This is a genomic window from Thalassotalea sp. PP2-459, assembly GCF_001913705.1.
Classification (GTDB): Bacteria; Pseudomonadota; Gammaproteobacteria; order Enterobacterales; family Alteromonadaceae; genus Thalassotalea_C; species Thalassotalea_C hakodatensis.
This window is the reverse complement of sequence record NZ_MKQD01000072.1, coordinates 38012-59263: the sequence shown is the minus strand read 5'-3', so window position 1 is coordinate 59263 and position 21252 is coordinate 38012. Positions and strand designations below refer to the sequence as shown.

Here is a 21252-nt window from a genome sequence, read left to right as displayed (position 1 = left end):
TTCTGTATAGCGTGATTTTTTCATAGTTGTCTCCTGCATTAATCATTACAGAAAACTCTAATTATGTCTGTCTCAGTTTAAGGGAAGTGGACAGGAGGAATGGGATGAGTATGGGCACTGGTTTTATTCAATAAAATTGCCATTAGATTAATTTAAGTCCGTAGTTGTACAACATGCTTAGTGCCTACATAAAGCACTAAGCATGTGATGGCGTACAAAATTTACGAATTAATTAAAATTGACTTATTCATACTTATTTTTTATCTCATCAATATGAGCAAAAAATCCAGCTATATAATCATCAGTAATATCTTTATCTTCAGGATTGAGTCTTTCTGTCAACAATTCTCTAATATCAGCTTTAAAATTATCCTTATTTTGCCTAACTTTATCTTCTGATGCATGTATTAGAATTAACCAAATAACGTAAAAATCTTGAAGTGATCTACGGAAGTAATTACTACCACTAATATTTAAATATTGATTGAATGACTGCTTGGTCGCCCCATCAAATACTTCATTCAATAGTTCAATTAATTTCTTTGTTATGGAAATTGCTCTAAGAAAATCATATTTTTCAACTGCTGTTGACTCAAGATTAAAAAGAAATTCACTAAAGCCTTTTTTATCCTTTAATCGACATGTAATAGTCTTTTGCCTAGGGAAGAAACCAATGACTCGTTCTTTATCTTTATTAAAGTACATATAGACTAAAGAAATAATTAACTCTTCATTTAACATGCGATCAGGCTTTCCTTCTTTTATTTCTCTTAGGAAAAACCATGAAGAATGTTTAGAATTAGCAATTTCCTTAATCCCTTTTATTACGTCCATACTTATTATGGAATTCCACATTTCAAATGAGTTTGGTTTAATCGGGTAAGGTTTATAATTTAGCCTGATAAATAAATCTATTGGATCAAATGACTCATTTTTTAACTCGTCAATAATTATTAGATCAATCACAAAGTCTAGGATCTTATCCTGCAAATGTTCTTCTAAGTCACTAAACCTTTTCCCCTCTAGGTTTTCTAAAACCTTCAGACCTTTCAATTTAAAGTTATTGTTTTTGGAGAATGATAACTTACCATTTTCATCAGTATATGGTTCTCCCAAATAGCCTAGTATAGATAAAAGTCGTTGCTGCCCGTCAACGACTTCCTTGATACCTGTTTTACGCTTAAAAACAAAAATAGGAGGTAAGTTTATACCTAGCAATATACTTTCAATAATAGAAGAGGCTTTTAAATGACTGATTTTTTCCTGACGCTGATATGTTGGGCGTAATAAATAGTTACTATGTTTTAAATCACCTCTAATCTCATCAATATCAATAGATGTTGGATTAGGCTTATGTAGTCGAAGATTAGACAACTCAGCTATAGATTTTTCAGTTTCTTCTGCTGTTTGTCTCTTTTCTTTGAGGTCTTTCTTGAAATCAGAAGATCTAATATACCTTGTAAAGTCAAAGTCCAATTCTTTGGAAATAAAGTTAGCTGTAGATTCATACCTCGCAATAGTATTTCCGTAATAGTGTGAAAATTCGGCAGAGTATCGCGAAATATTTTCTTTTAGAAAAATGGAAAACTTTTCAGTATTGAATGTATAACTTAGTTGCTCTAACTCTAAAATTGACATTGCCCATAAAATTGTTTCGAATATTAGCTTGTTACTACGATACTCCTCCATCGCTTTTGATTTATGGATATCAATAACATTTAAAATTAGTCTACTAAAGTTTTGAAACTCTTCATTAATATCTTGCGAACTGTTATTGGTGAAATCATATAAAATATTTGTAATAGCGGCCCTATCAGTAGCACTAGCATACGTAGCTATTGGAAATTGGTTAAGAATTCTGTATTTTCGGATAATATCTAAATTTTGGGATATTATTGACGCACGATTATTATCTAACTTAGCTTTAGGGAAAAAACAATTGTTAAAACTCTCATAAAAAGAGTTATCATTTTGCAGTTTACTTTTAAACAAATCTGAGAATTCATCAGTATCATATCTAGCATTGTCTAGCTCATCTCTTGTAAGAGGTGTAATGCCAGTATTATATCGCCTAAATATTTCTTTCTTTACTTTATCTATTATGTCATCACTTAAATTTGGATGATTGATAACTTCAAACTCAAAAACTCGAATATTAGAGTCAAGAAAAGTTCTTGAATAAAATTCTGGTAACTTTATGAAATTATTTCGAGAAAGGTTTTCAAGCTCTTTAAGTCCTTTGGAAGAAAGGGAAAAATCACCTTCCTTAAACTTTTTTAAAGTTTCAAAACGTTGACGCCCATCAATAACTTCTATTTTTGTACCCGTTTTAAATAGAATTAAAGGCGGAACTTCAGTTCCCAAGATTACACTCTCTATAAAGAAAGACTGTTTTTCATTATCCCATACATAGTTTCTTTGATAATAAGGACTGTAATTAATTCTCCTTAAATTCCTCTCGCTTAAAAGAGTTTTAACAGATAGACTTCTGGAAGTAATTTTAAGAGAGTCTTGAAATACATCCCTAAATTGATCTGCTTTGGTTGTTTTATCCATTAAAACTTGTCCTCATTTAAACTAATTAACTCTTCTGTATTTATGGCTATGCAAAACGCTTTTTTATCTGCAAATTCTATTTTGGATTCTTCAATAACTATGACTTTCTCAACTAAATAAGTTTTAAAAATAACAAATTCATAAAAAAATAGTTTTATGAACCTAATTAATTCATCTTCACTAAGATTTATTTTATTTTCCTTTATATCTAAATTTGTATAAATCTTAATTTCGATTCCGTCATTAAAGTACACCCCAAGGATTATACCCAGCTCATTAAATTCCTCTTCAATCTTGCTTTCTTCAAATGTAACATCATAGAAAAGTGGGATATTTTTCATCATAAATTTGCATAAAATATCTACCAAAACCATTAGAACATGATCGTCTTGTTTAGATTGATATTCTTTTAATGACGGCAAGTTTAAAAGAGGTAGGTGTTTAAAAATATTGTACTTTAACGCGAAATTTTGAGTTTTCTTACCTAAGAAAGTAAATGAATTATAAAATAAAATCACAAGTTCATAATCAGATAACTGTGCGCGTAAAATTTTAGCATAAAAGTACTTTTCCTCTTCCGTCAGAGCCTTAGATGAATCAATTATGATTATCAACCTATAAAAAGCTCTAAAATAGCGAGACAGTGCCTCTCTTTCATTATTGTAAATATCTATAAAACCAGAAACTAATGACACATGTCTTTTAATTAAGCAAAGTTCATTTTCGTCATAGAAAGACTCCAATTTATCTGTGAGCTGCTTAAAATACTCAGGGTTCTGGTGACTTAGGGTATTTTTAATAGTTAGGTATACATTCAATAATGAATAAAAACTTGAATCAAACTGTTGAATTTTTGCAGTCTTACTTTGTTCTTCGTAAACCTTTCGGCTTAACCTTTGCTCTTCACGATTTAGCTTGAACTCTTCGATTTGTTGATTTAAAGCAGAGACTTGCAACTGCAATGTATCTTTATTGTTTTTAAAGTCCACTCTTTGTTCAGTTAGAGCTTTATAAAACAAAAAGACCCCTGCCAGTGCCCAAAGAGAGCCTACTACACCACCTATAAAATCTCCTAATTGTGCAAACTTTTCTGAATTAATAACTTCTTCGGTGTTAAAAAAGCTTTCATTCCATGCAAACGCTATAATAATTGTAAATGCAGTTAATAACCCCGTAATTATTACAGTTGAGATGACGGTTTCTTTTTTTAGAATAGCTAGCATATTCATCGTTGTATTGCTTCCATCTTCCATCCTTGTACTTATATGTAGCATTAACCCCTTTCTAAAAAAGAAATGCAACTTATTAATTAATAAAAAGAAAAATATTCTTATTCATTAAATATTTTAAAATTAAATCAACATTACGTTAACAACTTTAAGTGATATCTACTCCTTTAGTTATGAAAACTATAAGGCACCAAGCTAAAATTTTAATACATTAGGTTTTATTAGTGATTAGTTATTATTAGGCAACTTAAATGTGTCTTTTCTTTCACAATTGTCAACAAAGAATCTGTATCCCTTTTTTTCAATAGGTTTAACAGCAGATATTTGATTATTTTTAATGAAAGAGATAATAATTGTTTCATCAATAATATTGTCACAACTCTCATAACCCTTTACATGATAGGAACTGAAAACCAATGTATCTGCAATAATTTTGTCAAGATCAATATGCTTTTCACTAACAAAGCTACTCAACATATTAGGTAAGACAAATATTAGAACAATAAGCCCAATGAGAAGTGCGACATCAACCTTTTCATCGTTGTTTTGCTCCTTATTAATTTTTTCTCCCCTTATTACATAAACAATATTTCTAATCAGACTATTCAAGTAATTAAAATTTCTTATCTGTTTGATAAAAATATGAAAAGCATGAAAAAAATAGAACGTTAATATTCCATATAATGAAAATATGATTGCGAAAAACGGTGCTAAGCAAAAGAAAATTAATTTTTGAGCGTTCGGAAAGTTATTGGCGTTTAGTTGAGTGTATCTGAAAATTTCTGCGTCAACATATACATTAACATAGATACTAAAAGCAATGCCTACAAAAGTTGCTATCGGAGTAATAATTTTCCATTTATTTTTTACAAATTCGTGTAAATTGTATTGGGTTAAAACAAGTATGATTACGGTTAACATTATCAATAAAAATAATGGCTGAATTAATATACTAGTTTCACTTACCTCATCATTAAAAACTTTCTGAAATCCATAAGATATGCTCAGCAGCAATATACAAAGCCACATGATATTAGCCGCTATATCTCCAGCAGTAATCGACATGAAAAACTTTCTAAGAGCTTTAATTTTACTGACACTACTAAAATGAGCAATTTGACCGAATATTACTGCTGTAAATACAATGCCCAATATTAAATAAGTAAGTTCCATTTATTGTTTTCGCTTTTAATTAGACGAATATAACTTATTAAGCATATTCTCTTTTGCTTTCTTAATGAGTAAATTTGAGCTTTCGAAAACACTTACCAATGTATGCCAAAACTTGTCATTAAGCTCATATTCCTTTTGACCTCCAGAGTAATACTTTAACAAGCACCCTGCTTTAGTATTATGAGTTACTTTTCCATGAGCAAATGCGTTCCTCCAATCTATAATCGCTTTTAACTGCTGATTTAATTGGTCTTTTTCTTTTCCTTTAATAAAGCTTCTGGAATTTAAGATATTAAAAAGCAATTCTTTCTTATTTGATAACGTCAACTTATTAGACTTTAAAAGCTCGTTTTCAAGTATGGTTCTTCTTGGATCTTCTTCAATGAATGGCCCCATGAAGTAATTCAAAAGAAAGTTTTCAATTTCTTGCTCTAAAGATGTAGTTGCGTACAAAACTTTACCGCCATTAGACCTACAAATAAGCATGTTTTTAGAAATTTCATCATTAACGATATAACCAATCTCGTTAACGATATTTCCTTCGCTATCAATTTCTAATGTTGCTGAAACGGTTTGAGTGATTGGTAATTCAATTTCTTTCATTAATCTATTCACTGACATCTACCGCTCTTCTTTTATCTTTTACCCACGTAGATGAACCATGCGTTTGTTTCATTTCAAATAAATCAATCGCTGAGATTAAATCACTCAGCTTTTTATAACCATAATTTCGCTGATCAAATGATGCCTGATTAGAAATATGTTGCCCTATGGTTCCTAGCTGCGCCCATCCATCATCGTTTTCCACCGACTCAATAGCTTGTCTTATTAATGTAATCAGCTTTGTATCCCTTTTTAACTTTTGACCAGTGATTGGTTCAACTTTAGAGTTACTATTTACTTCGTCAACGAATAGAAACTTAGAGCAACTATTAACAAAAGGAGTTGGAGCTTTACGCTCACCAAAACCGATCACGAATTTACCGTCAGCCAAAGCACGAGTTACTAAAGGTGTGAAATCACAGTCGGAAGAAACTAAACAAATAATATCTACGTCTTTTGTATAAAGAGTGTCCATTACATCTATAACAAGCGCTATATCTGTGGCATTTTTACCTTTGGTCAGATCAAATTGTTGTATAGGTTGAATTGCGTATTCATGAAGAACTTCTTCCCATGACTGAATACATGGACTTTTCCAATTACCATAAGCTTTACCTATATTAACAACGCCATAACGAGCTAACTCAGAAAGTATCACATCGATTTTCTTAGCTGGCGCATTATCAGCATCAATAAATAGTGCTATTTTTTCCTTTTCTTTCAACTATACGTCCTTTTATCAATTTTCCACCTTATCTTTATGCCACAAACTGACATTCTTTTAAAACTATTTCCAATAAAATCAATCGGTTTTCTCATGTTTTAAACTGTGTTAACTACTTCTTAACACTAAACTGCAAAAAAGCTGGGATTAGATCCACGCTTTCGCTATGTTTTTAACCCGGTTATAGCTAATCTAAACAAAAACTAAAGACAGTGAGTAACTTATGGAAACATACGTAAAAGATTGGCAAATCGTAGAAGTTTTTGACGCAGAAACAGTTATAGGTGATGTTCTTTGGGGTATTGTAGAAGATGACCAAACTTATCGGTTCTACACAGGTGATTATGTTTGTAGTTCAAAAATAACCAGAGTTGATATTGTAAATCATGTTGTTATTACCGCTTCTAAAAGCATTTATAAGCTAGTTGGAGAAGGCATTAAAAGTAAGGTGGCTTTTTCTAATTTTGAACTGCTTAGAAATGGGTTTAGCCCCCAAGAGATTGAAATACTGAACCAATCGCCAACAACACTACATTAGCAGAACCAAGGCTCTGCTACCCACTTTTGAATAACCTTGATTTCTTTGTCGCCAAGCACACGCATTGCTCGAAACAGGTTGAATTCATATTCTATATTTAAACCACCTGTCCACACCTGAATTGCAAAACAGCACATTATGGCTTCACTAGAAGAGCAAACGCCAAGAAAGTTATCAACCAGTTCTTTTTCATATCTAGCCTCTGTAAAGTCCCATAATTTTGAAAGGTATGGCATGTTATCTTTTAGCCAATATTCGAATCTTTCTTCATGTGGTGTTAGGTAATTTGACTTGCTCATAAACTTTCCTCAGTAAACATTTATCCATTAACGTTTAACCATGTTCAGCAAAAAATCAAATCACTCTCTCTTATGGTTTTAATGACCTAGCTTAAAAAACTTAATGAACCTGTTGTTTTAAGTAGTCTTTATTTCATATTTAACCATTTGATTAGGTTAAAACTTTAAGTAAAAAGGAAGACAAAAATAAATAATAAAGCAATAAATAATTATAAATTAGTAATTTAGAATAAAAGTGTAACAAACCACAAACCTTTTGATATTAAAAAAGTCCCCTCTTATCACTCATAGTATTAAAAAACCTCTTAAAACTAACATTAGATAATTTTTATAAAAATATTTACTGACGATATTTATTAATATTTACAACGCTGTATGTATCCAGATTTATTTAATTAAAAATTAACAGACATATATTTTAATGATTATTAATCATAGAGTTACCGCCTTATTGCCCGTTGATTTTTGAAAATTATTACTCTTAACTTAAATGTAAGTTCTAACTTTCATATCAGAATGGTGACTCAAATGAAAAAATCAAAAAACACATCTTTACCAATACCAATTTTGGCCTACGCAAGAACTAACAGCTTAGATACAACCAACTCTTTGTGCGGCTCTATTGAGCAGCAATTTGAAGCTATCAACTATTGGGCTAGATATAACGACTGCGAAGTCGTGGGCAGATACCAAGATGCTGCTGTATCTGGCACACATGAGCGACCTCCCGGCTTAACGGAAATGATTGACACTTTAGATCGTTTTGAATTGTTTGCTAGATACATTGTTGTTTGTAGCACCACCAGAATTACTAGAAACCTAGTTGTTTATGACTGGTACAAATGTATGACTGACACTATTGATATAGAAACTATTTCTTTGAGTGATTCTTGGTCAGGCGTACCAATTTCCAAAGAAAAAACCATTTGTTTTAGCTGCTTATGGCAAGGTCTTCAAAAAAATAAGCACTGAGATATAGAGCGCTCTGCTCTTACGTTGGTTTAGAGGACTCATTATGAAGAAATTAACAATAAGTATAGGAAAACATAAAGCAGTCATACGCTTTAAAAACATTCCGCTAAAAGATTTTACTAAATTGAGGTGGCGGCTCGTTGAGCAAAACATTGCCGAAATAACTACTGATTGTTTTGAACAAATTGAAAGTTCGAAAAACTTGGCTCAAAACCAAACAAAATACAAACAGCACTTAAACGGAAAAACTGAGGAGTAAATAATGGCATTTTTACAAACGTTTTTGAAGATTGTTATTTACATACGAGTTAGTACGCTTACTCAAGTAAAAGAAAATATGTCTCTAGATGACCAACTCGCCACCCTATTAAAGTGGGCAGAAGAAAATGGTCACGAAGTTATAAAAGTCTATCAAGACGCTGGAGTATCTGCATTCAAAGGTAAAAGACAGCAATTTGATATGATGTTGAATGATATAGATTCCAAAGCAATAGATGTTGATTTGGTTGCTGTTTATGATTCAACGCGATTCAGTCGTAACGAAGCGACAAGATATAACGCAGAAAAGATACTTGAACGAAATGGCGTAAAACTATTTTACTTTATGGAATCAATTCCTGAGGACGCAGATGATGCTTTTATCATGAAAGGGATAAATGGCATTTTTGCCGAAACCTTCAGTAGAAAAAATAGTAAAAAATCAGCAGTAAAATTAAATAGCGTAGCAGAGCAAGGCTATGCTACAGGAGCTATACCACCTTTTGGCTACCAGACAATAGATGCACCTGACTTTGAAGGCAGCAAAAAGCGTAAAGTATATGCTTTGCACCCCGAAAATGCCGAAGTTGTAAAAAAGATATTTTCTTTGGCTGAGAATGGTGAATCAGGCTGCTCTTACGGCGTAAAGAAAATTGCAGCGTACTTAAATAAGAAAAAGATATTCAAGAACGGAGCTAGATGGACCCCAAACGCTATACATACGATATTAACCGATACTACTTATTATGGTGAAAGACGTTATGGCAAAAATAGAACAAGAAAGGATTTGAATAAAGATGTAGTTATTATACCTGTACCGAAAATCATTGAGAAAGATACGTACTTAGCAGTCAACAAGTTACTAAAAAGTCGTGCCCCAAATAAGTCTGACTCTTCAAACAAAGCAGTTGAATCGCCCAAATTACTGACCAGCATAATTAAATGTGGCTGCTGTGGCTGTAACATGGTCATTAACACTGGGAAAGGAGGTCGATACGACTACTATAAATGCCGAGATAAAATTAAGCATTCGGTAGATGTATGTAACACCCCAAATTTGCCTAGAGCAAAAATAGAAAAAGCAGTGCTTAGTGCTTTAACTGAAAACATATTTACAGCAGATTTCATTGAGGATAACTATCAGGAGCTTAAATCCCTTCTTGCAGCAGAGAAAAATAAGAACGCTCTGAAAAAAGCAAATTTGCAACGTAAGTGGAACAACGTAGATAGTCAGGTTTCGTCATTAATCAGTGAAATAGCAAACCAGAAACTAGGTACGTCAACAATGATTCAACGTCACTTAAAAGTCTACGAGGAAAAGCTTAGTGATATTGAAGCCTCTATTGATGCACTAGACAAAAAAACGTCCTTACCGATCATGCGCTTTGGTCGTAACCATATAGAAAACTTTGTTAGTTCTTGCAATAAAGTTTTATTAGGCGGCAATACAGAAGCAACAAAGGCATTATTGTTAGCTTTGGTAAAAGATATAACAGTCTACAAAGATAACGTTGAGATAAGAGGCGGACATTTGCCGCTACTAGCAAACGTTGCAAACAATAAGGCTGGGAACCCCGAAGGAGTGCCCAGCCTCATATCAATATGGCGGTGAGATAGGGATTTGAACCCTAGAAGGGCTACAAACCCTTGCCGGTTTTCAAGACCGGTGCTTTCGACCACTCAGCCATCTCACCAAATATTCGCTTTTATAAAAGCGGTGCGAATAGTAATAATTCGCTCGTCTGTTGTAAAGCATTTTTACATGTTTTTTTAAAGTAAAAAGCCTCGATTTCGCGAGGCTTTTATATATGGCGGTGAGATAGGGATTTGAACCCTAGAAGGGCTACAAACCCTTGCCGGTTTTCAAGACCGGTGCTTTCGACCACTCAGCCATCTCACCTGAAAAACATGTCTTGCTTAAAGACGGGGCGAATATTAAAGTGTCCCTACCCGCTTGTAAAGGGTTAATTTCACTAAGGTTGCTTGTTTGCTAAAAATTTAATCATTTTGCATAGCATTCAACCACAATACACAATTGAAGATAATAATAATGTCTGAAACACAACCACAATGTCGATGCCCTTGGCTCGATGAAACCAAACCTGATTACGTTGAATATCATGATAAAGAATGGGGTGTACCTGTTTATGATGACGTTAAGTTATTTGAATACCTAACACTTGAGTCAGCACAAGCAGGGCTTAGTTGGTACACTATTTTAAAACGCAGAGAGGGTTATCGAAAAGCATTTCACAATTTCGATGTGGTGCTTGTCGCTAAAATGAGCGAAGACGATGTTGATCGATTGGTGCAAGATACAAGCATTATTCGACACAGAAAAAAAATCGAAGCGACTATTAATAATGCTCAACGATTTATTGAGATTCAAGGCGAGTTTGGTAGCTTTAGTCAATATCAATGGCAATTTGTGAATCATAAAACCATTGTTAACTGCCCTATTACATTACAAGATTATGCCGCAACAACAGCAGAGTCTGATGCTTTTAGTAAAGATTTAAAAAAACGAGGGTTTAAATTTGTTGGTTCAACAATATGTTATGCTCATATGCAGGCATGCGGCATGATTAACGACCACAGTGTGAACTGTTATCGAAAGCAACAAATAATAGATAGCTTTGATCAGTAAAAAAGCGATAGCAATTTATAATTCGTATGTCATAATATGTCACAAGGTGTTAATAAGAAGATATTTAACTTGAACTTCTTAAATTTGGCCTTATCTTAAAATTACAACGTAAAAGTTCTTAGAGGAATATATATGAGACCTGATATGAGTTTTCAAACGGCGAGCAGAAGCTCTGCGATTGAAATCAACAAAGTGTTGAAGAACACCTACTTGTTATTGTCAATGACCTTAGCTTTTAGTGCCGTTACTGCCGGTGTTTCTATGGCCATGGGCTTGTCTCATATGGCTGGCTTAGTCATGACATTAGTTGCATTCGGTTTACTGTTTGTTGTTAATAAACAAGCTGACAAAGCAAGCGGTATCTTTTGGATATTTGCTTTTACAGGTTTAATGGGTGCCTCTTTAGGCCCTATTCTTAACTACTACCTGTCAATGGCAAATGGCGGTAGCATGATAATGCAAGCACTTGGTGGTACAGCCCTGATCTTCTTTGCTTTATCTGGTTATGCATTAACAAGTAAGAAAGACTTCTCATTCATGGGCGGCTTCTTAATGGTTGGCCTACTTGTTGTTATTGTTGCAGCCATTGCAAATATCTTCTTTGCAATTCCTGCATTGTCATTAGCATTAAGTGCAGCCATTATTATGATAATGTCTGGTTTGATTTTATTTGATACCAGTAGAATTATTCACGGTGGCGAAACTAACTATATTCGTGCAACCGTAGGTTTATACCTTAATATCTACAATATTTTCACTAGCCTATTACATTTATTAGGTGCATTTGGCGGCGACGATTAAATTTGTCTGAAAATTTGTTTATAATGAAAAGCCTCGTTTAACGAGGCTTTTTTTATGAGGTTAATGTGAAAAAAATTGCGGTTATAATTACTACTCCACCAACTAGTCATTTAACTAAAACTGCATTGCAGTTTGTCAAAGATGCTGAAGAACAGTTTAACGTGATAGGTGTATTTTTTTATCAATCTGGAGTGCTTAATGCTGCTCGTAATATCGACATTGCCAGTGATGAGGTTAATATAGCAGTTAGCTGGAGTACATTTGCTCAAGAAAGTAAAATTCCCATGCATTTATGTAGCACCGCCGCTGAGCGTTTTGGTTTAACCTGTTACCTTCAAAATGGCCAACCTGCAAAAGATACCCTACAAGATGGCTTCCAACCTTCTGGGCTCGGTGAATTAGTTTCGTTAATGAATAACGCTGATAAAGTAGTGCAATTATGACAAATAAAACATTAGCAATCCTTAACCAAACTGCACCATTTAGCGACTCTTCGGCAAAAGACTCGTTAGATATTGCATTGATTATGGGAAGTTATGAACAACCTACCTGTTTATATTTTCATGGAGATGGTGTTTGGCAGTTAGTTGATGGCACTCAACCCGAGATACTTGGCATTAAGAATTTTTTAAAAACGTTTGAGGCGTTTGCTTTTTACGATATCGAACACATTTATGTCTGCCAACAAAGTTTAGTACAGCGTGGATTAAAAGCGGTAAAAAGCTTAGCGGGTATAACACTATTAGATGAAGCAGAATTTGCCGCTTCTTTAAAACAACACCACTTTATTTTGAATTTTTAATCTTATGTCGACATTACATTTAATTAGAGGATCTGCGTTAAATAACAATTTTGATCATTATCAATCACTCGTTAGTGTAGATGATGACGTTATTTTAATGGATGATGGCTGTTACAACGTTAATATCCTATGGTTAGCCACTCTTTCAACAAACCGTATTTTCGTGGTGACAGAGCACATGCAAGCAAGAGGGTTAACCGTACCAGAAGGCGTAATGGAAATAACCGCTAAACAACTACCAAAACAACTATTTAAGCATACAAATAATATTACCTGGACTTAGCAATGACAATTGAATTCAACGGCAAAGCAATTGATTTAGATGAACAAGGGTATTTATTAAATGTGCATGATTGGAATGAGAGTATCGCAAGTCAATTAGCAACAAAAGATGGTGTTAATTTGTCTGAAAACCATTGGGAAGTCATACGTTTTGTACGTGAGTTTTACCTAACATACAACACATCACCAGCAATTCGTGCTTTAACCAAAGCGATGAAGCTTGAGTTTGGTGAAGAGAAAGCAAATAGTCGTTATCTGTATCGGTTATTCCCGGATGGGCCAGCAAAACAAGCAACAAAGTATGCAGGCTTACCTAAACCTGCACGCTGTATTTAACGTAGAACGTTTATTATTTAAGCTTTAATATTGATATTATGGCCGCTATTTCCTACTGGAGTTTGCGTGTTGATGACGCTCGATTCAATTAATTTTAACGCCATTTGTCCTTCTAACGCTTGTTGATCATTTGCTTTCTTAGCCACAATAACACCACCGCCTTTAGTGGTATTTTGTTGAACAGCATCAACCGTGTTTGAAATTGTTATTGACATAAAACCTCTCTTCTAACGACTACGTTTAATAACCCCTTCTTTATCGACTGTAACTTAATTTTCTTGATTAAAAAAGGCGCAATTAAGCGCCTATTTTAAAATCTATAACAATCAACTATTTACTCGGTAATGTAGGTACGTTGATCCCTGCCATTTCGTGCATTACACGAACAACCTGGCAGCTATAACCAAACTCATTATCATACCAAACATATAAAACTGCTCGGTCATCTTCAACAATCGTTGCTTGTGAATCAACCACTCCAGCATAACGAGAGCCCACGAGATCAGTCGAAACAATTTCAGTTGAAGCGGTATAATCTACTTGGTTTTGTAGATCAGAATTTAAAGAAATATTACGTAAATAATCATTTAACTCTTCAGTTGTTGTTGTTTCTTTTAAATTTAGGTTCATTATCGCCATTGAAACATTCGGCGTAGGCACACGAATCGCATTACCTGTTAATAAACCTTTTAATTCTGGTAAAGCTTTAGCAACTGCTTTTGCTGCACCCGTAGACGTGATCACCATGTTCAACGGCGCACTTCGGCCACGACGAGGTGATTTATGATAGTTATCGATTAAGTTTTGGTCATTAGTATAAGAGTGTACTGTTTCAACATGGCCATTTTTAATACCGAAACGATCATTTAGTGCTTTTAAAACAGGAGTTATTGCATTGGTTGTACAACTTGCTGCTGAAATAATCTTATCTTTCGCCAAGATCATATCTTGGTTTACACCGTAAACGATATTTTTGATATCACCTTTTGCAGGGGCTGTTAATAATACTTTTGAAGTACCCTTTGATTGCAAGTGTTGGCCAAGACCTTCTTCGTCACTCCAAATACCCGTGTTATCAACGACTAAAGCGTTATTAATTCCATATTTAGTATAGTCAATATCGGCGGGTGATTTCGCATAAATCACTTGTATAAAAGCACCATTTGCCTTTATTACATTATGCTCTTCATCGATAGTAATACTGCCGTTGAATGCACCATGTACAGAATCACGGCGTAATAGACTTGCACGCTTTGCTAAATCACCATCTTTACCCGGACGAATAACAATAGCACGTAAACGTAGTTTAGAGCTTGGCCCCGTACGTTCTATTAATAAACGAGCAAGCAAACGACCAATACGGCCAAACCCGTAAAGTACAACATCACGTGGCTCTTCTTCTTGTACGTTTTTACAAATCTGAGTTAATTCTTTTTCAAGAAATTGTTCAATTGATACACCATTGGCCTCACCTTTAAATAAATATCGGTAAGCAAGTTTACCAACATCGATGCGGGCAGGTGCTAAAGACATTTTTGTTAATGCTTCAATAAAAGGAAAGCTTTCACGCAATCTAAGTTTGCTTTCTTCATGTAACGCTACCGACTTATGCGCTTTGATAATATCAATAGCAGAAGCATTTACCAAAGGACGACCATAAACGGTGATTTCTATACCTTTATTACGAAATAGCTGCCCTATAATAGGTTGCATGTTTTCCGCGAAAGTTTGGCGTTCTAGCCAACTTGTTTGATACTGTTCCTCTAAATGAGAAGTCATTGCTTAAACCTTTTTATTTCAGTCAATTGAACCACGTACTATTATTAATTATAGTGTTAATTAATAATAGTGAATTGCGGCGCGTATTGTAATCGAATATGAAAGTTTTCTCTATAGATTACATAATATTTGTCGCAACATAATGGATTTACCAATGATAATTCGTTACCTAGTTGTTTTTACAGCTTTTTTATATCTTTCTGCCTGTGATTCTGGCCCTAATTTTGCCGCATTATGTAAAGAAAACCCTGAAATTTGTGAAGAATTTACTGAAGATTCTTGGTGTAAACGTGAGCGAATTGCGGTAGGAATCGCTAACGTGGAAGCAAAACTATCACCAAATAATGACTTACCAAAATTTAATCAACTAATTGCTTACGAAGGTTATGAGAAGTGTATTTCGCATGCAGCAAAAATTGAACATATAAAGTTAAAAGAAAAGAAAACACGCCGCATTAATAATATGATACTGGCGCGAGCAAGAATAGAAGAATTAACCCAAAGCACTAAAGGCTCAGAACACCCTCGCCTGTTATATTATCATTGGACAAGAGAGCTTGACGAACAAGCACTTGAAAAATTTTTAGCGTTAGAAGGAACTAAAGCGCTTGAAACATCAGAGTCTCAATATGAATTAGCCACGTATTATATAAAAAGAGATCCGACGAAAACATTACAACTACTGTTTAGATCACTAGAGCTTTTAGAAGATAGTACCGATATTAATGATGAGGTATTTAAATCATTATCATCAATTTTTGCGAAAAAAAATAAAGCTAAGCAAGCCTATATTTGGTTAAAGGTACTAAGTCTTTATGACCCTGAAGATCCAGTGCTAAATCATAATGCACTAGAAAATTATATTGCAACCCATGATTTAGATTATGAATTTTTAGATCAAGTGGCTGAAGCAACTCTCAATAAAATTGAATCATTACAATTTATTGCGCCGAAGTTTTAACAACAATAGGCAATTATCGTTACTGATCAGCAATAAAGTTTAAACTTAATGAATTAACACAATAACGTTTGCCCGTTGGTTGCGGACCGTCTTCAAATACATGCCCTAAGTGTGACTGGCAATGTTTACATTGAATTTCGGTTCTGACCATATGATGTGTATGATCAGGCAAATAATTAACCTGATTTTCAATACTTTGGAAAAAGCTCGGCCAGCCGCAACCGGCATTAAATTTTGCTGTTGACTCAAATAAAGGTTGTTCGCAGCAAGCACAATGATAAACACCTTTTTGCCAGTGATCATTATACTTGCCCGAAAAAGGCATTTCGGTCGCCCCTTGACGACAAACGTTAAAGGCTTCAGGTGATAGCTGCTTTTTATATTCGTCGTCAGTTTTCATATTATACCTTTATCATCTCTTTGGTATCAGTAGACCATTGCACATGATATTTCTTACCTTTAGGTTTATCTACTCTTTCAAAAGTATGTGCACCAAAATAATCACGCTGCCCTTGCAGTAAATTAGCTGGTAATACGTCAGATCGCATTGAATCGTAATAAGACAACGCAGAAGATAACGCCCCAGCAGGAATCCCCATTAAGGTAATATTCGCAATTGCATGACGCCAAGACTGCTGATTTTCATTAAGTTGTTTAGCAAAGAATTCATCTAATAATAAATTCTCTAAGTCATCATTGCGCTCGAATGCATCAGTAATAGATTGTAAAAATACTGCTCGAATAATACAGCCTGCACGCCATATTTTAGCTATACTGGCAAAATCTAACTTCCAACCGTGCTCTTTCTCAGCTTGTTTCATTAATTGAAAACCCTGCGCATATGCACAAATTTTAGCACAATATATTGCGTCATGAAGTTCATTAATAAAGGTTGCTTTTTCTTCATCAGAATAATGTTTTTGTACAGGCCCGGTTAAAATTTCACTTGCCTGTTCTCTCAGTGATTTGAAAGAAGATATTGAACGTGCATATACCGCTTGTGAAATTGTTGGTGCCGGTGCTCCTACTTGTAAACTACTAACAGCAGTCCAAAGTCCTGTTCCTTTTTGGCCGGCAGTATCCAAAATCAAATTAACTAAAGGTTCACCATCAACTTTGTGACGTAACACATCAACGGATATTTCCATTAAATAGCTATCTAGCGGGCCCTGATTCCATTTTGCAAAAATATCCGCAATTTCTTCGGTAGGTAACGATAAACCATTACGAAGCACGTGATATGCCTCACAAATTATTTGCATGTCAGCGTATTCAATACCGTTATGTACCATTTTAACATAATGACCTGCTCCAGCAGGGCCAATATACGCTGTACAAGGATCGCCTGACTCAACAATTTGTCCAGGCTTTGTTCTTTCTAAAGGTTTTCCTGTACTTGGATCAACTTTAGCGGCAATAGCTTCCCAAATAGGCTTGATTCGTGTCCAAGCATATGGTGAGCCACTTGGCATTAAAGATGGACCAAATCGTGCACCTTCTTCACCACCTGATACTGCTGAAGAAAACAAAATAAAATTATTTTTATACTTTTCTTCACGTGCAACTGTATCTACCCATAAGCTATTACCGGTATCTATTACTATGTCGTCTGGCTGTATGCCAGCTCCAATTAAGCTTTCTGAGACTTGATCAACAGGCTCACCTGCAGGTACAGATAGCACAATAAGATGCGGAGCCTTAAGTTTAGAAAGTAGCTCTGTATAAGAAAAGCAGCCCGTTACTCGTGCCACTTCAGAGGTGTTTTCTTCTTTATCAAGTGCGATAGCTTCTTTGACTTTTTCGTGGTCTAGGTCAAATGCAGCAATGCTATAACCATTATCAGCTAGGTTTAACACTAAGTTTTTACCCATTACGCCTAGCCCGATAAATCCTATATCGCAAAGTTGTTGTTCTTGTGTCATGTAATTTCCAGAGGGTCGCTAATATAAATGTTAAGAATCATTATTTTTTTATACTTTGCAGTACATTTTATCACGGTATTTTTAATAGTTCCTAGCCTATTTAGCGATATTTTTTAAAAATGTAGTATATTTTTATTTATCTGTAATTAAATTCACGTTAACCCGAGTTGTTTTTACTAAAATATAACTTTTTCTTGTTTTTTTTCTCAAATGATGTAATTTTACTACATTATCATTTTTTGGGAATTATTATGACGATTAAAGTAGGTATTAACGGTTTTGGCCGTATTGGCCGTTTCGTATTTAGAGCAGCAGCAGAGAGAAATGACATTGAAATAGTGGGTATCAACGACTTAATAGACGTTGAATACATGGCTTATATGTTAAAGTATGATTCTACGCATGGCCGCTTTAAGGGCACTGTTGATGTCGAAGGTGGCCAATTAATCGTTAATGGTAAAGCGGTTCGCGTAACAGCTGAGCGCAACCCAGCAGACTTAAAATGGGATGCGATTGGCGTAGATGTTGTTGTAGAATCAACAGGTTTATTTTTAACGGACGAAACAGCTCGCAAGCATATTGAAGCAGGCGCTAAAAAAGTAGTCATGTCTGCCCCGTCTAAAGATGCTACACCAATGTTTGTAATGGGTGTGAATAATGACAGTTACCAAGGGCAAGACATTGTATCAAATGCGTCTTGCACAACAAATTGTTTAGCGCCAATTGCAAAAGTATTGAATGATAAATGGGGTATCACTGATGGCCTAATGACAACGGTACACGCAACAACAGCGACACAAAAAACCGTTGATGGACCTTCCGTTAAAGATTGGCGTGGTGGCCGTGGTGCCAGCCAAAATATTATTCCTTCTTCAACCGGCGCAGCTAAAGCTGTAGGTAAAGTTATTCCAGAATTAAATGGCAAACTAACAGGTATGTCTTTTAGAGTACCTACCCCAAATGTTTCAGTTGTAGACTTAACAGTTAACTTAGCAAAACCCGCTTCATATAAAGAAATTTGCCAAGCAATGAAAGATGCTGCAAACAACGAATTAAATGGCGTGTTAGGTTATACAGAAGATCAAGTAGTATCTAACGATTTCATAGGTGAAACATGTACATCTGTCTTTGATGCAGGTGCTGGTATTGCCTTAACAGATACATTCGTTAAAGTTGTATCGTGGTATGATAATGAAATTGGTTATTCAACAAAAGTATTAGACTTAGTTGCTTTTATCTCTGAATAATTAAGCTTTTACGGCTTATATCATGATTTTGTATGATGTAGTAATGCTACATCATACAACGTAAATATTTCCTTCCTTGCACTATTTTAGGTTTCCCTACCGTTCAACACTTTAAACAAGGCTCAGCAATGCTAAGCGAAAAGTGCTGACTGCTCTACATTAATTGATATGAAGTTAAAAAGAATTAACAATAAACGCAAAAAGAGTTACTTATACCAATTCTATTAAATGCATTAAATGACAACCCGTAATTTCAACACCCTAGATAACCTTGACTGAGCACATGATTAAATTTTTGGACAAAAAAAGCGCTATCTAAATATAGCGCTTTTCACAACATTAAACATCAAACAATTACTTTTTAGTAAAGCGTCTTGCAAAACCTAATAAACTTAACAGCATTAAACTGATAATGCCTGTACTTGCACCTTTACGTTCAACATCTTCAACGACTTTTGCACAATCTTCGATTTCACCAGCAATAGGTTGCATTTTAATCGCTCGTACAACATCTTCTGTCAATGCGTCACCATCTTCATCATACATTATGTTACCTTTCGCATCTCGTCGTTCCACTTTTATTACAGCAGAGCCCGAAATTTCATTATTTTCATTAATATCTCTCACTTCAATAATGGTATATGGAGAGTCACATGATAATAATTCATTTAAATTCGTGAAGGTATCGGTATTAATATCGTACATAAAACCGTGAGTTCGGCGAGGGTTTGATGAGCTATCATTGTGCGTTTCTACTTCACCTTGACCTACTACAATGCCATGCTCATTAATTGCTCGAGCTGAACTAGAAGAACCGGTAAAAAAATCTTGTGGTAGTACCATTTGAGGGTTTTCCTGATTAGTATCTACGTAATAGAATTTTTTACGATAAGAGCCATTACTTAAAGTGGTTGCATGCCCGACAGCAATACCTGCATCATTAATATCATAAGCTCTTGAGTCAAAGTATTCCGTATGATCTTCAGTAAAGTCTTTTACTACACCGTCTTTAAAAACCACCGCATATAAGCTGGTTCGCTCATTTTCACTTGGGTTGGTTTCCGTTTCATCTTGCCAACCCGTGGCATAGCCAACAGCAACACCATGGCTATTTACCGCTTGTGCAATACTGATATGTTGTCTTGTGTCATCGGGGTGTGGGGTCACTAACAAGCCTAAGGCTTCTTTTGATACTTCGCCATTGACATCTAAATTCCATTTAAACGCTTCGTTGTTATACATGCCATTGGCACGTAATTGCACGCAAGCTTCAAAAGGTAGATCGTCTAAAACCTCAGGATCGCGACAACCTCCATCTTCACTTTCTATCAATTCTACAATATCTTCAACAATACTGGTACTTGCGTACCCTACCGCAATGCCGTTATTACTGATATCTAACACTGCAGACTCGCCACCATAAGTTGTTTCTGGCGGTAGTATAGGAATAATTGAGTTCCCACCATCAGTGGATAAGAAGCCACGCGTAGTGAATTCACTTAACCATAACGTTACTTCGTTATCATTTGAATCAGTAAAATCAACCGGTAAGAATGGCGCAGAGCCGTTGCCATACACCCAACCTTGATCAGTTATGCCATTAATATAATCAACGGTTGATCGCGTTAAGGTATCAGTACCATCAAAGTTGACATCAAAAACAGTAAACTCTGTGGACTCTTGGCCAGAATTTGTCATGGCAACAATATCGCCGTACTTTTGATAGAACAAACTGCTTTTTTGGGTGTCTTTTAAGTAATAAATCGCCCAAAACAAATCATTGGCTGTTGGGTTACCATTTCGTAAAGCAGTTTCATCTTCAATATCATTGATACCGCTGACTAATTCATGACTACGTTCTGCAGAAAGAACAATGTTATCGTAATCATTTTCGTCAAAATACTGAAACTGAACAGGAAAATTATAAGCATCTGTTGCTGATATAGCCATTTGGCCAACATTATTTTCTTGTTGAGAATACGTAAATTTAAATTTATCTGCAGCACCCTTATCAATAATTTTATAAGTGGCTGCTTGTGCCGTTGTTAGGGCTAATGCACTACTAATGCTGAGTGTTAAGACCGATCTTACCAATGTTTTCATGTAACTACTTAACTCTTTTG

The 21252-nt window shown here is 34.8% G+C and carries 23 protein-coding genes and 2 tRNA genes; 12 read left to right on the top strand and 13 right to left on the bottom strand.

The genetic code is table 11. From position 1 onward, the window contains the following. Positions 1 to 243 precede the first annotated feature (243 nt). The 5 genes from BI291_RS16395 to BI291_RS16375 form a co-directional block, all read right to left on the bottom strand. Complete coding sequence (locus BI291_RS16395) at positions 244 to 2556, bottom strand: DUF262 domain-containing protein (RefSeq protein ID WP_074500161.1); 2313 nt, start codon at positions 2554 to 2556, stop codon at positions 244 to 246. Then, positions 2556 to 3809 (bottom strand): putative phage abortive infection protein, encoded by a 1254-nt coding sequence (locus BI291_RS16390; protein ID WP_074500158.1) that lies wholly within the window; start codon positions 3807 to 3809, stop codon positions 2556 to 2558. Before BI291_RS16390 ends, BI291_RS16395 begins: the two co-directional genes overlap by 1 nt. 204 nt (positions 3810 to 4013) lie before the next feature. Next, positions 4014 to 4958 (bottom strand): hypothetical protein, encoded by a 945-nt coding sequence (locus BI291_RS16385; RefSeq protein WP_074500155.1) that lies wholly within the window; start codon positions 4956 to 4958, stop codon positions 4014 to 4016. A 15-nt stretch (positions 4959 to 4973) separates the two neighbouring features. Next, on the bottom strand, positions 4974 to 5561 hold the full coding sequence (locus BI291_RS16380; protein ID WP_139302647.1) for a hypothetical protein: 588 nt from the start codon (positions 5559 to 5561) through the stop codon (positions 4974 to 4976). A gap of 4 nt (positions 5562 to 5565) precedes the next feature. Further along, complete coding sequence (locus BI291_RS16375; RefSeq protein ID WP_074500150.1) at positions 5566 to 6285, bottom strand: NYN domain-containing protein; 720 nt, start codon at positions 6283 to 6285, stop codon at positions 5566 to 5568. 223 nt (positions 6286 to 6508) lie between these two features. Between BI291_RS16375 and BI291_RS16370 the strand changes: the two genes are divergently transcribed. Beyond that, positions 6509 to 6823, top strand: a complete 315-nt coding sequence (locus BI291_RS16370; protein ID WP_074500148.1) for a hypothetical protein — start codon at positions 6509 to 6511, stop codon at positions 6821 to 6823. On the opposite strand, the gene BI291_RS16365 is transcribed toward BI291_RS16370, so the two are convergent. After that, positions 6820 to 7122, bottom strand: coding sequence for a hypothetical protein (locus BI291_RS16365; RefSeq protein ID WP_074500145.1), 303 nt, complete (start codon positions 7120 to 7122; stop codon positions 6820 to 6822). The two genes, BI291_RS16370 and BI291_RS16365, sit on opposite strands and share 4 nt — an antisense overlap. Positions 7123 to 7650: 528 nt before the next feature. On the opposite strand from BI291_RS16365, the gene BI291_RS16360 reads away from it, so the two are divergent. Genes BI291_RS16360 through BI291_RS16350 form a run of 3 tightly spaced genes read left to right on the top strand, consistent with a single transcriptional unit; the run spans position 7651 to position 9964 of the window. Then, positions 7651 to 8094: a recombinase family protein gene (locus tag BI291_RS16360; RefSeq protein WP_074500143.1), complete on the top strand. Its 444-nt coding sequence runs from the start codon at positions 7651 to 7653 to the stop codon at positions 8092 to 8094. A 43-nt stretch (positions 8095 to 8137) separates the two neighbouring features. Next, the gene (locus BI291_RS16355; RefSeq protein WP_074500140.1) at positions 8138 to 8353 is read left to right on the top strand and encodes a hypothetical protein; all 216 of its coding nucleotides are present in this window, start codon (positions 8138 to 8140) and stop codon (positions 8351 to 8353) included. A 3-nt stretch (positions 8354 to 8356) separates the two neighbouring features. Continuing rightward, a complete protein-coding gene (locus BI291_RS16350) occupies positions 8357 to 9964 on the top strand; it encodes a recombinase family protein (protein WP_074500138.1) in 1608 nt (535 codons plus the stop codon). Here the strand turns inward: BI291_RS16350 and BI291_RS16345 are convergent. Then, positions 9956 to 10046: transfer RNA gene (locus BI291_RS16345), tRNA-Ser, on the bottom strand. The genes BI291_RS16350 and BI291_RS16345 overlap by 9 nt on opposite strands. 115 nt (positions 10047 to 10161) lie before the next feature. Continuing rightward, positions 10162 to 10252 (bottom strand) — tRNA-Ser (locus BI291_RS16340). A 150-nt stretch (positions 10253 to 10402) separates the two neighbouring features. On the opposite strand from BI291_RS16340, the gene BI291_RS16335 reads away from it, so the two are divergent. From BI291_RS16335 to BI291_RS16310, 6 genes are all read left to right on the top strand, one after another. Beyond that, positions 10403 to 10999: a DNA-3-methyladenine glycosylase I gene (locus BI291_RS16335; RefSeq protein ID WP_074500136.1), complete on the top strand. Its 597-nt coding sequence runs from the start codon at positions 10403 to 10405 to the stop codon at positions 10997 to 10999. A gap of 132 nt (positions 11000 to 11131) precedes the next feature. Continuing rightward, positions 11132 to 11800, top strand: coding sequence for a Bax inhibitor-1/YccA family protein (locus tag BI291_RS16330; RefSeq protein WP_074500133.1), 669 nt, complete (start codon positions 11132 to 11134; stop codon positions 11798 to 11800). Between the two features lie 65 nt (positions 11801 to 11865). Next, on the top strand, positions 11866 to 12243 hold the full coding sequence (gene tusD / locus BI291_RS16325) for a sulfurtransferase complex subunit TusD (protein ID WP_074500131.1): 378 nt from the start codon (positions 11866 to 11868) through the stop codon (positions 12241 to 12243). Continuing rightward, complete coding sequence (tusC, locus tag BI291_RS16320; protein ID WP_074500128.1) at positions 12240 to 12602, top strand: sulfurtransferase complex subunit TusC; 363 nt, start codon at positions 12240 to 12242, stop codon at positions 12600 to 12602. The genes tusD and tusC overlap by 4 nt, the downstream gene beginning before the upstream one ends. Before the next feature lie 4 nt (positions 12603 to 12606). Beyond that, a complete protein-coding gene (locus BI291_RS16315; protein WP_074500125.1) occupies positions 12607 to 12885 on the top strand; it encodes a DsrH/TusB family sulfur metabolism protein in 279 nt (92 codons plus the stop codon). 2 nt (positions 12886 to 12887) lie between these two features. Then, entirely contained in the window at positions 12888 to 13220 is a 333-nt protein-coding gene (locus BI291_RS16310; protein WP_074500122.1) for a TusE/DsrC/DsvC family sulfur relay protein, read from the top strand. A 17-nt stretch (positions 13221 to 13237) separates the two neighbouring features. Here BI291_RS16310 and BI291_RS16305 read toward each other — a convergent pair whose 3' ends face one another. After that, complete coding sequence (locus tag BI291_RS16305; protein ID WP_074500120.1) at positions 13238 to 13435, bottom strand: hypothetical protein; 198 nt, start codon at positions 13433 to 13435, stop codon at positions 13238 to 13240. Between the two features lie 115 nt (positions 13436 to 13550). Further along, positions 13551 to 14999, bottom strand: coding sequence for a glyceraldehyde-3-phosphate dehydrogenase (locus BI291_RS16300; RefSeq protein ID WP_074500117.1), 1449 nt, complete (start codon positions 14997 to 14999; stop codon positions 13551 to 13553). Between the two features lie 154 nt (positions 15000 to 15153). Between BI291_RS16300 and BI291_RS16295 the strand changes: the two genes are divergently transcribed. Beyond that, positions 15154 to 15960 carry a DUF2989 domain-containing protein gene (locus BI291_RS16295; protein WP_083602140.1) on the top strand — a complete coding sequence of 269 codons (807 nt, stop codon included), beginning with the start codon at positions 15154 to 15156 and terminating at the stop codon, positions 15958 to 15960. A 19-nt stretch (positions 15961 to 15979) separates the two neighbouring features. On the opposite strand, the gene msrB is transcribed toward BI291_RS16295, so the two are convergent. Both msrB and gndA read right to left on the bottom strand, forming a co-directional pair. Continuing rightward, positions 15980 to 16360, bottom strand: a complete 381-nt coding sequence (msrB, locus tag BI291_RS16290) for a peptide-methionine (R)-S-oxide reductase MsrB (RefSeq protein ID WP_074500113.1) — start codon at positions 16358 to 16360, stop codon at positions 15980 to 15982. Position 16361: 1 nt separating this feature from the next. Then, complete coding sequence (gene gndA / locus BI291_RS16285; RefSeq protein WP_074500110.1) at positions 16362 to 17882, bottom strand: NADP-dependent phosphogluconate dehydrogenase; 1521 nt, start codon at positions 17880 to 17882, stop codon at positions 16362 to 16364. 251 nt (positions 17883 to 18133) lie between these two features. Between gndA and gap the strand changes: the two genes are divergently transcribed. Continuing rightward, positions 18134 to 19129, top strand: coding sequence for a type I glyceraldehyde-3-phosphate dehydrogenase (gap, locus tag BI291_RS16280; RefSeq protein WP_074500108.1), 996 nt, complete (start codon positions 18134 to 18136; stop codon positions 19127 to 19129). 354 nt (positions 19130 to 19483) lie between these two features. Here the strand turns inward: gap and BI291_RS16275 are convergent, their stop codons facing one another. Then, a complete protein-coding gene (locus BI291_RS16275) occupies positions 19484 to 21232 on the bottom strand; it encodes a DUF3466 family protein (protein ID WP_074500106.1) in 1749 nt (582 codons plus the stop codon). Positions 21233 to 21252 lie beyond the last annotated feature (20 nt).

Coding starts and splice junctions, on each gene's coding strand:
- BI291_RS16395 (WP_074500161.1), bottom strand. CDS start 2,556: ATGGATAAAACAACCAAAGCAGATCAATTTAGGGATGTATTTCAAGAC.
- BI291_RS16390 (WP_074500158.1), bottom strand. CDS start 3,809: ATGGAAGATGGAAGCAATACAACGATGAATATGCTAGCTATTCTAAAA.
- BI291_RS16385 (WP_074500155.1), bottom strand. CDS start 4,958: ATGGAACTTACTTATTTAATATTGGGCATTGTATTTACAGCAGTAATA.
- BI291_RS16380 (WP_139302647.1), bottom strand. CDS start 5,561: ATGAAAGAAATTGAATTACCAATCACTCAAACCGTTTCAGCAACATTA.
- BI291_RS16370 (WP_074500148.1), top strand. CDS start 6,509: ATGGAAACATACGTAAAAGATTGGCAAATCGTAGAAGTTTTTGACGCA.
- BI291_RS16365 (WP_074500145.1), bottom strand. CDS start 7,122: ATGAGCAAGTCAAATTACCTAACACCACATGAAGAAAGATTCGAATAT.
- BI291_RS16360 (WP_074500143.1), top strand. CDS start 7,651: ATGAAAAAATCAAAAAACACATCTTTACCAATACCAATTTTGGCCTAC.
- BI291_RS16355 (WP_074500140.1), top strand. CDS start 8,138: ATGAAGAAATTAACAATAAGTATAGGAAAACATAAAGCAGTCATACGC.
- BI291_RS16350 (WP_074500138.1), top strand. CDS start 8,357: ATGGCATTTTTACAAACGTTTTTGAAGATTGTTATTTACATACGAGTT.
- BI291_RS16335 (WP_074500136.1), top strand. CDS start 10,403: ATGTCTGAAACACAACCACAATGTCGATGCCCTTGGCTCGATGAAACC.
- BI291_RS16330 (WP_074500133.1), top strand. CDS start 11,132: ATGAGACCTGATATGAGTTTTCAAACGGCGAGCAGAAGCTCTGCGATT.
- tusC (WP_074500128.1), top strand. CDS start 12,240: ATGACAAATAAAACATTAGCAATCCTTAACCAAACTGCACCATTTAGC.
- BI291_RS16315 (WP_074500125.1), top strand. CDS start 12,607: ATGTCGACATTACATTTAATTAGAGGATCTGCGTTAAATAACAATTTT.
- BI291_RS16310 (WP_074500122.1), top strand. CDS start 12,888: ATGACAATTGAATTCAACGGCAAAGCAATTGATTTAGATGAACAAGGG.
- BI291_RS16305 (WP_074500120.1), bottom strand. CDS start 13,435: ATGTCAATAACAATTTCAAACACGGTTGATGCTGTTCAACAAAATACC.
- BI291_RS16300 (WP_074500117.1), bottom strand. CDS start 14,999: ATGACTTCTCATTTAGAGGAACAGTATCAAACAAGTTGGCTAGAACGC.
- BI291_RS16295 (WP_083602140.1), top strand. CDS start 15,154: ATGATAATTCGTTACCTAGTTGTTTTTACAGCTTTTTTATATCTTTCT.
- msrB (WP_074500113.1), bottom strand. CDS start 16,360: ATGAAAACTGACGACGAATATAAAAAGCAGCTATCACCTGAAGCCTTT.
- gndA (WP_074500110.1), bottom strand. CDS start 17,882: ATGACACAAGAACAACAACTTTGCGATATAGGATTTATCGGGCTAGGC.
- gap (WP_074500108.1), top strand. CDS start 18,134: ATGACGATTAAAGTAGGTATTAACGGTTTTGGCCGTATTGGCCGTTTC.
- BI291_RS16275 (WP_074500106.1), bottom strand. CDS start 21,232: ATGAAAACATTGGTAAGATCGGTCTTAACACTCAGCATTAGTAGTGCA.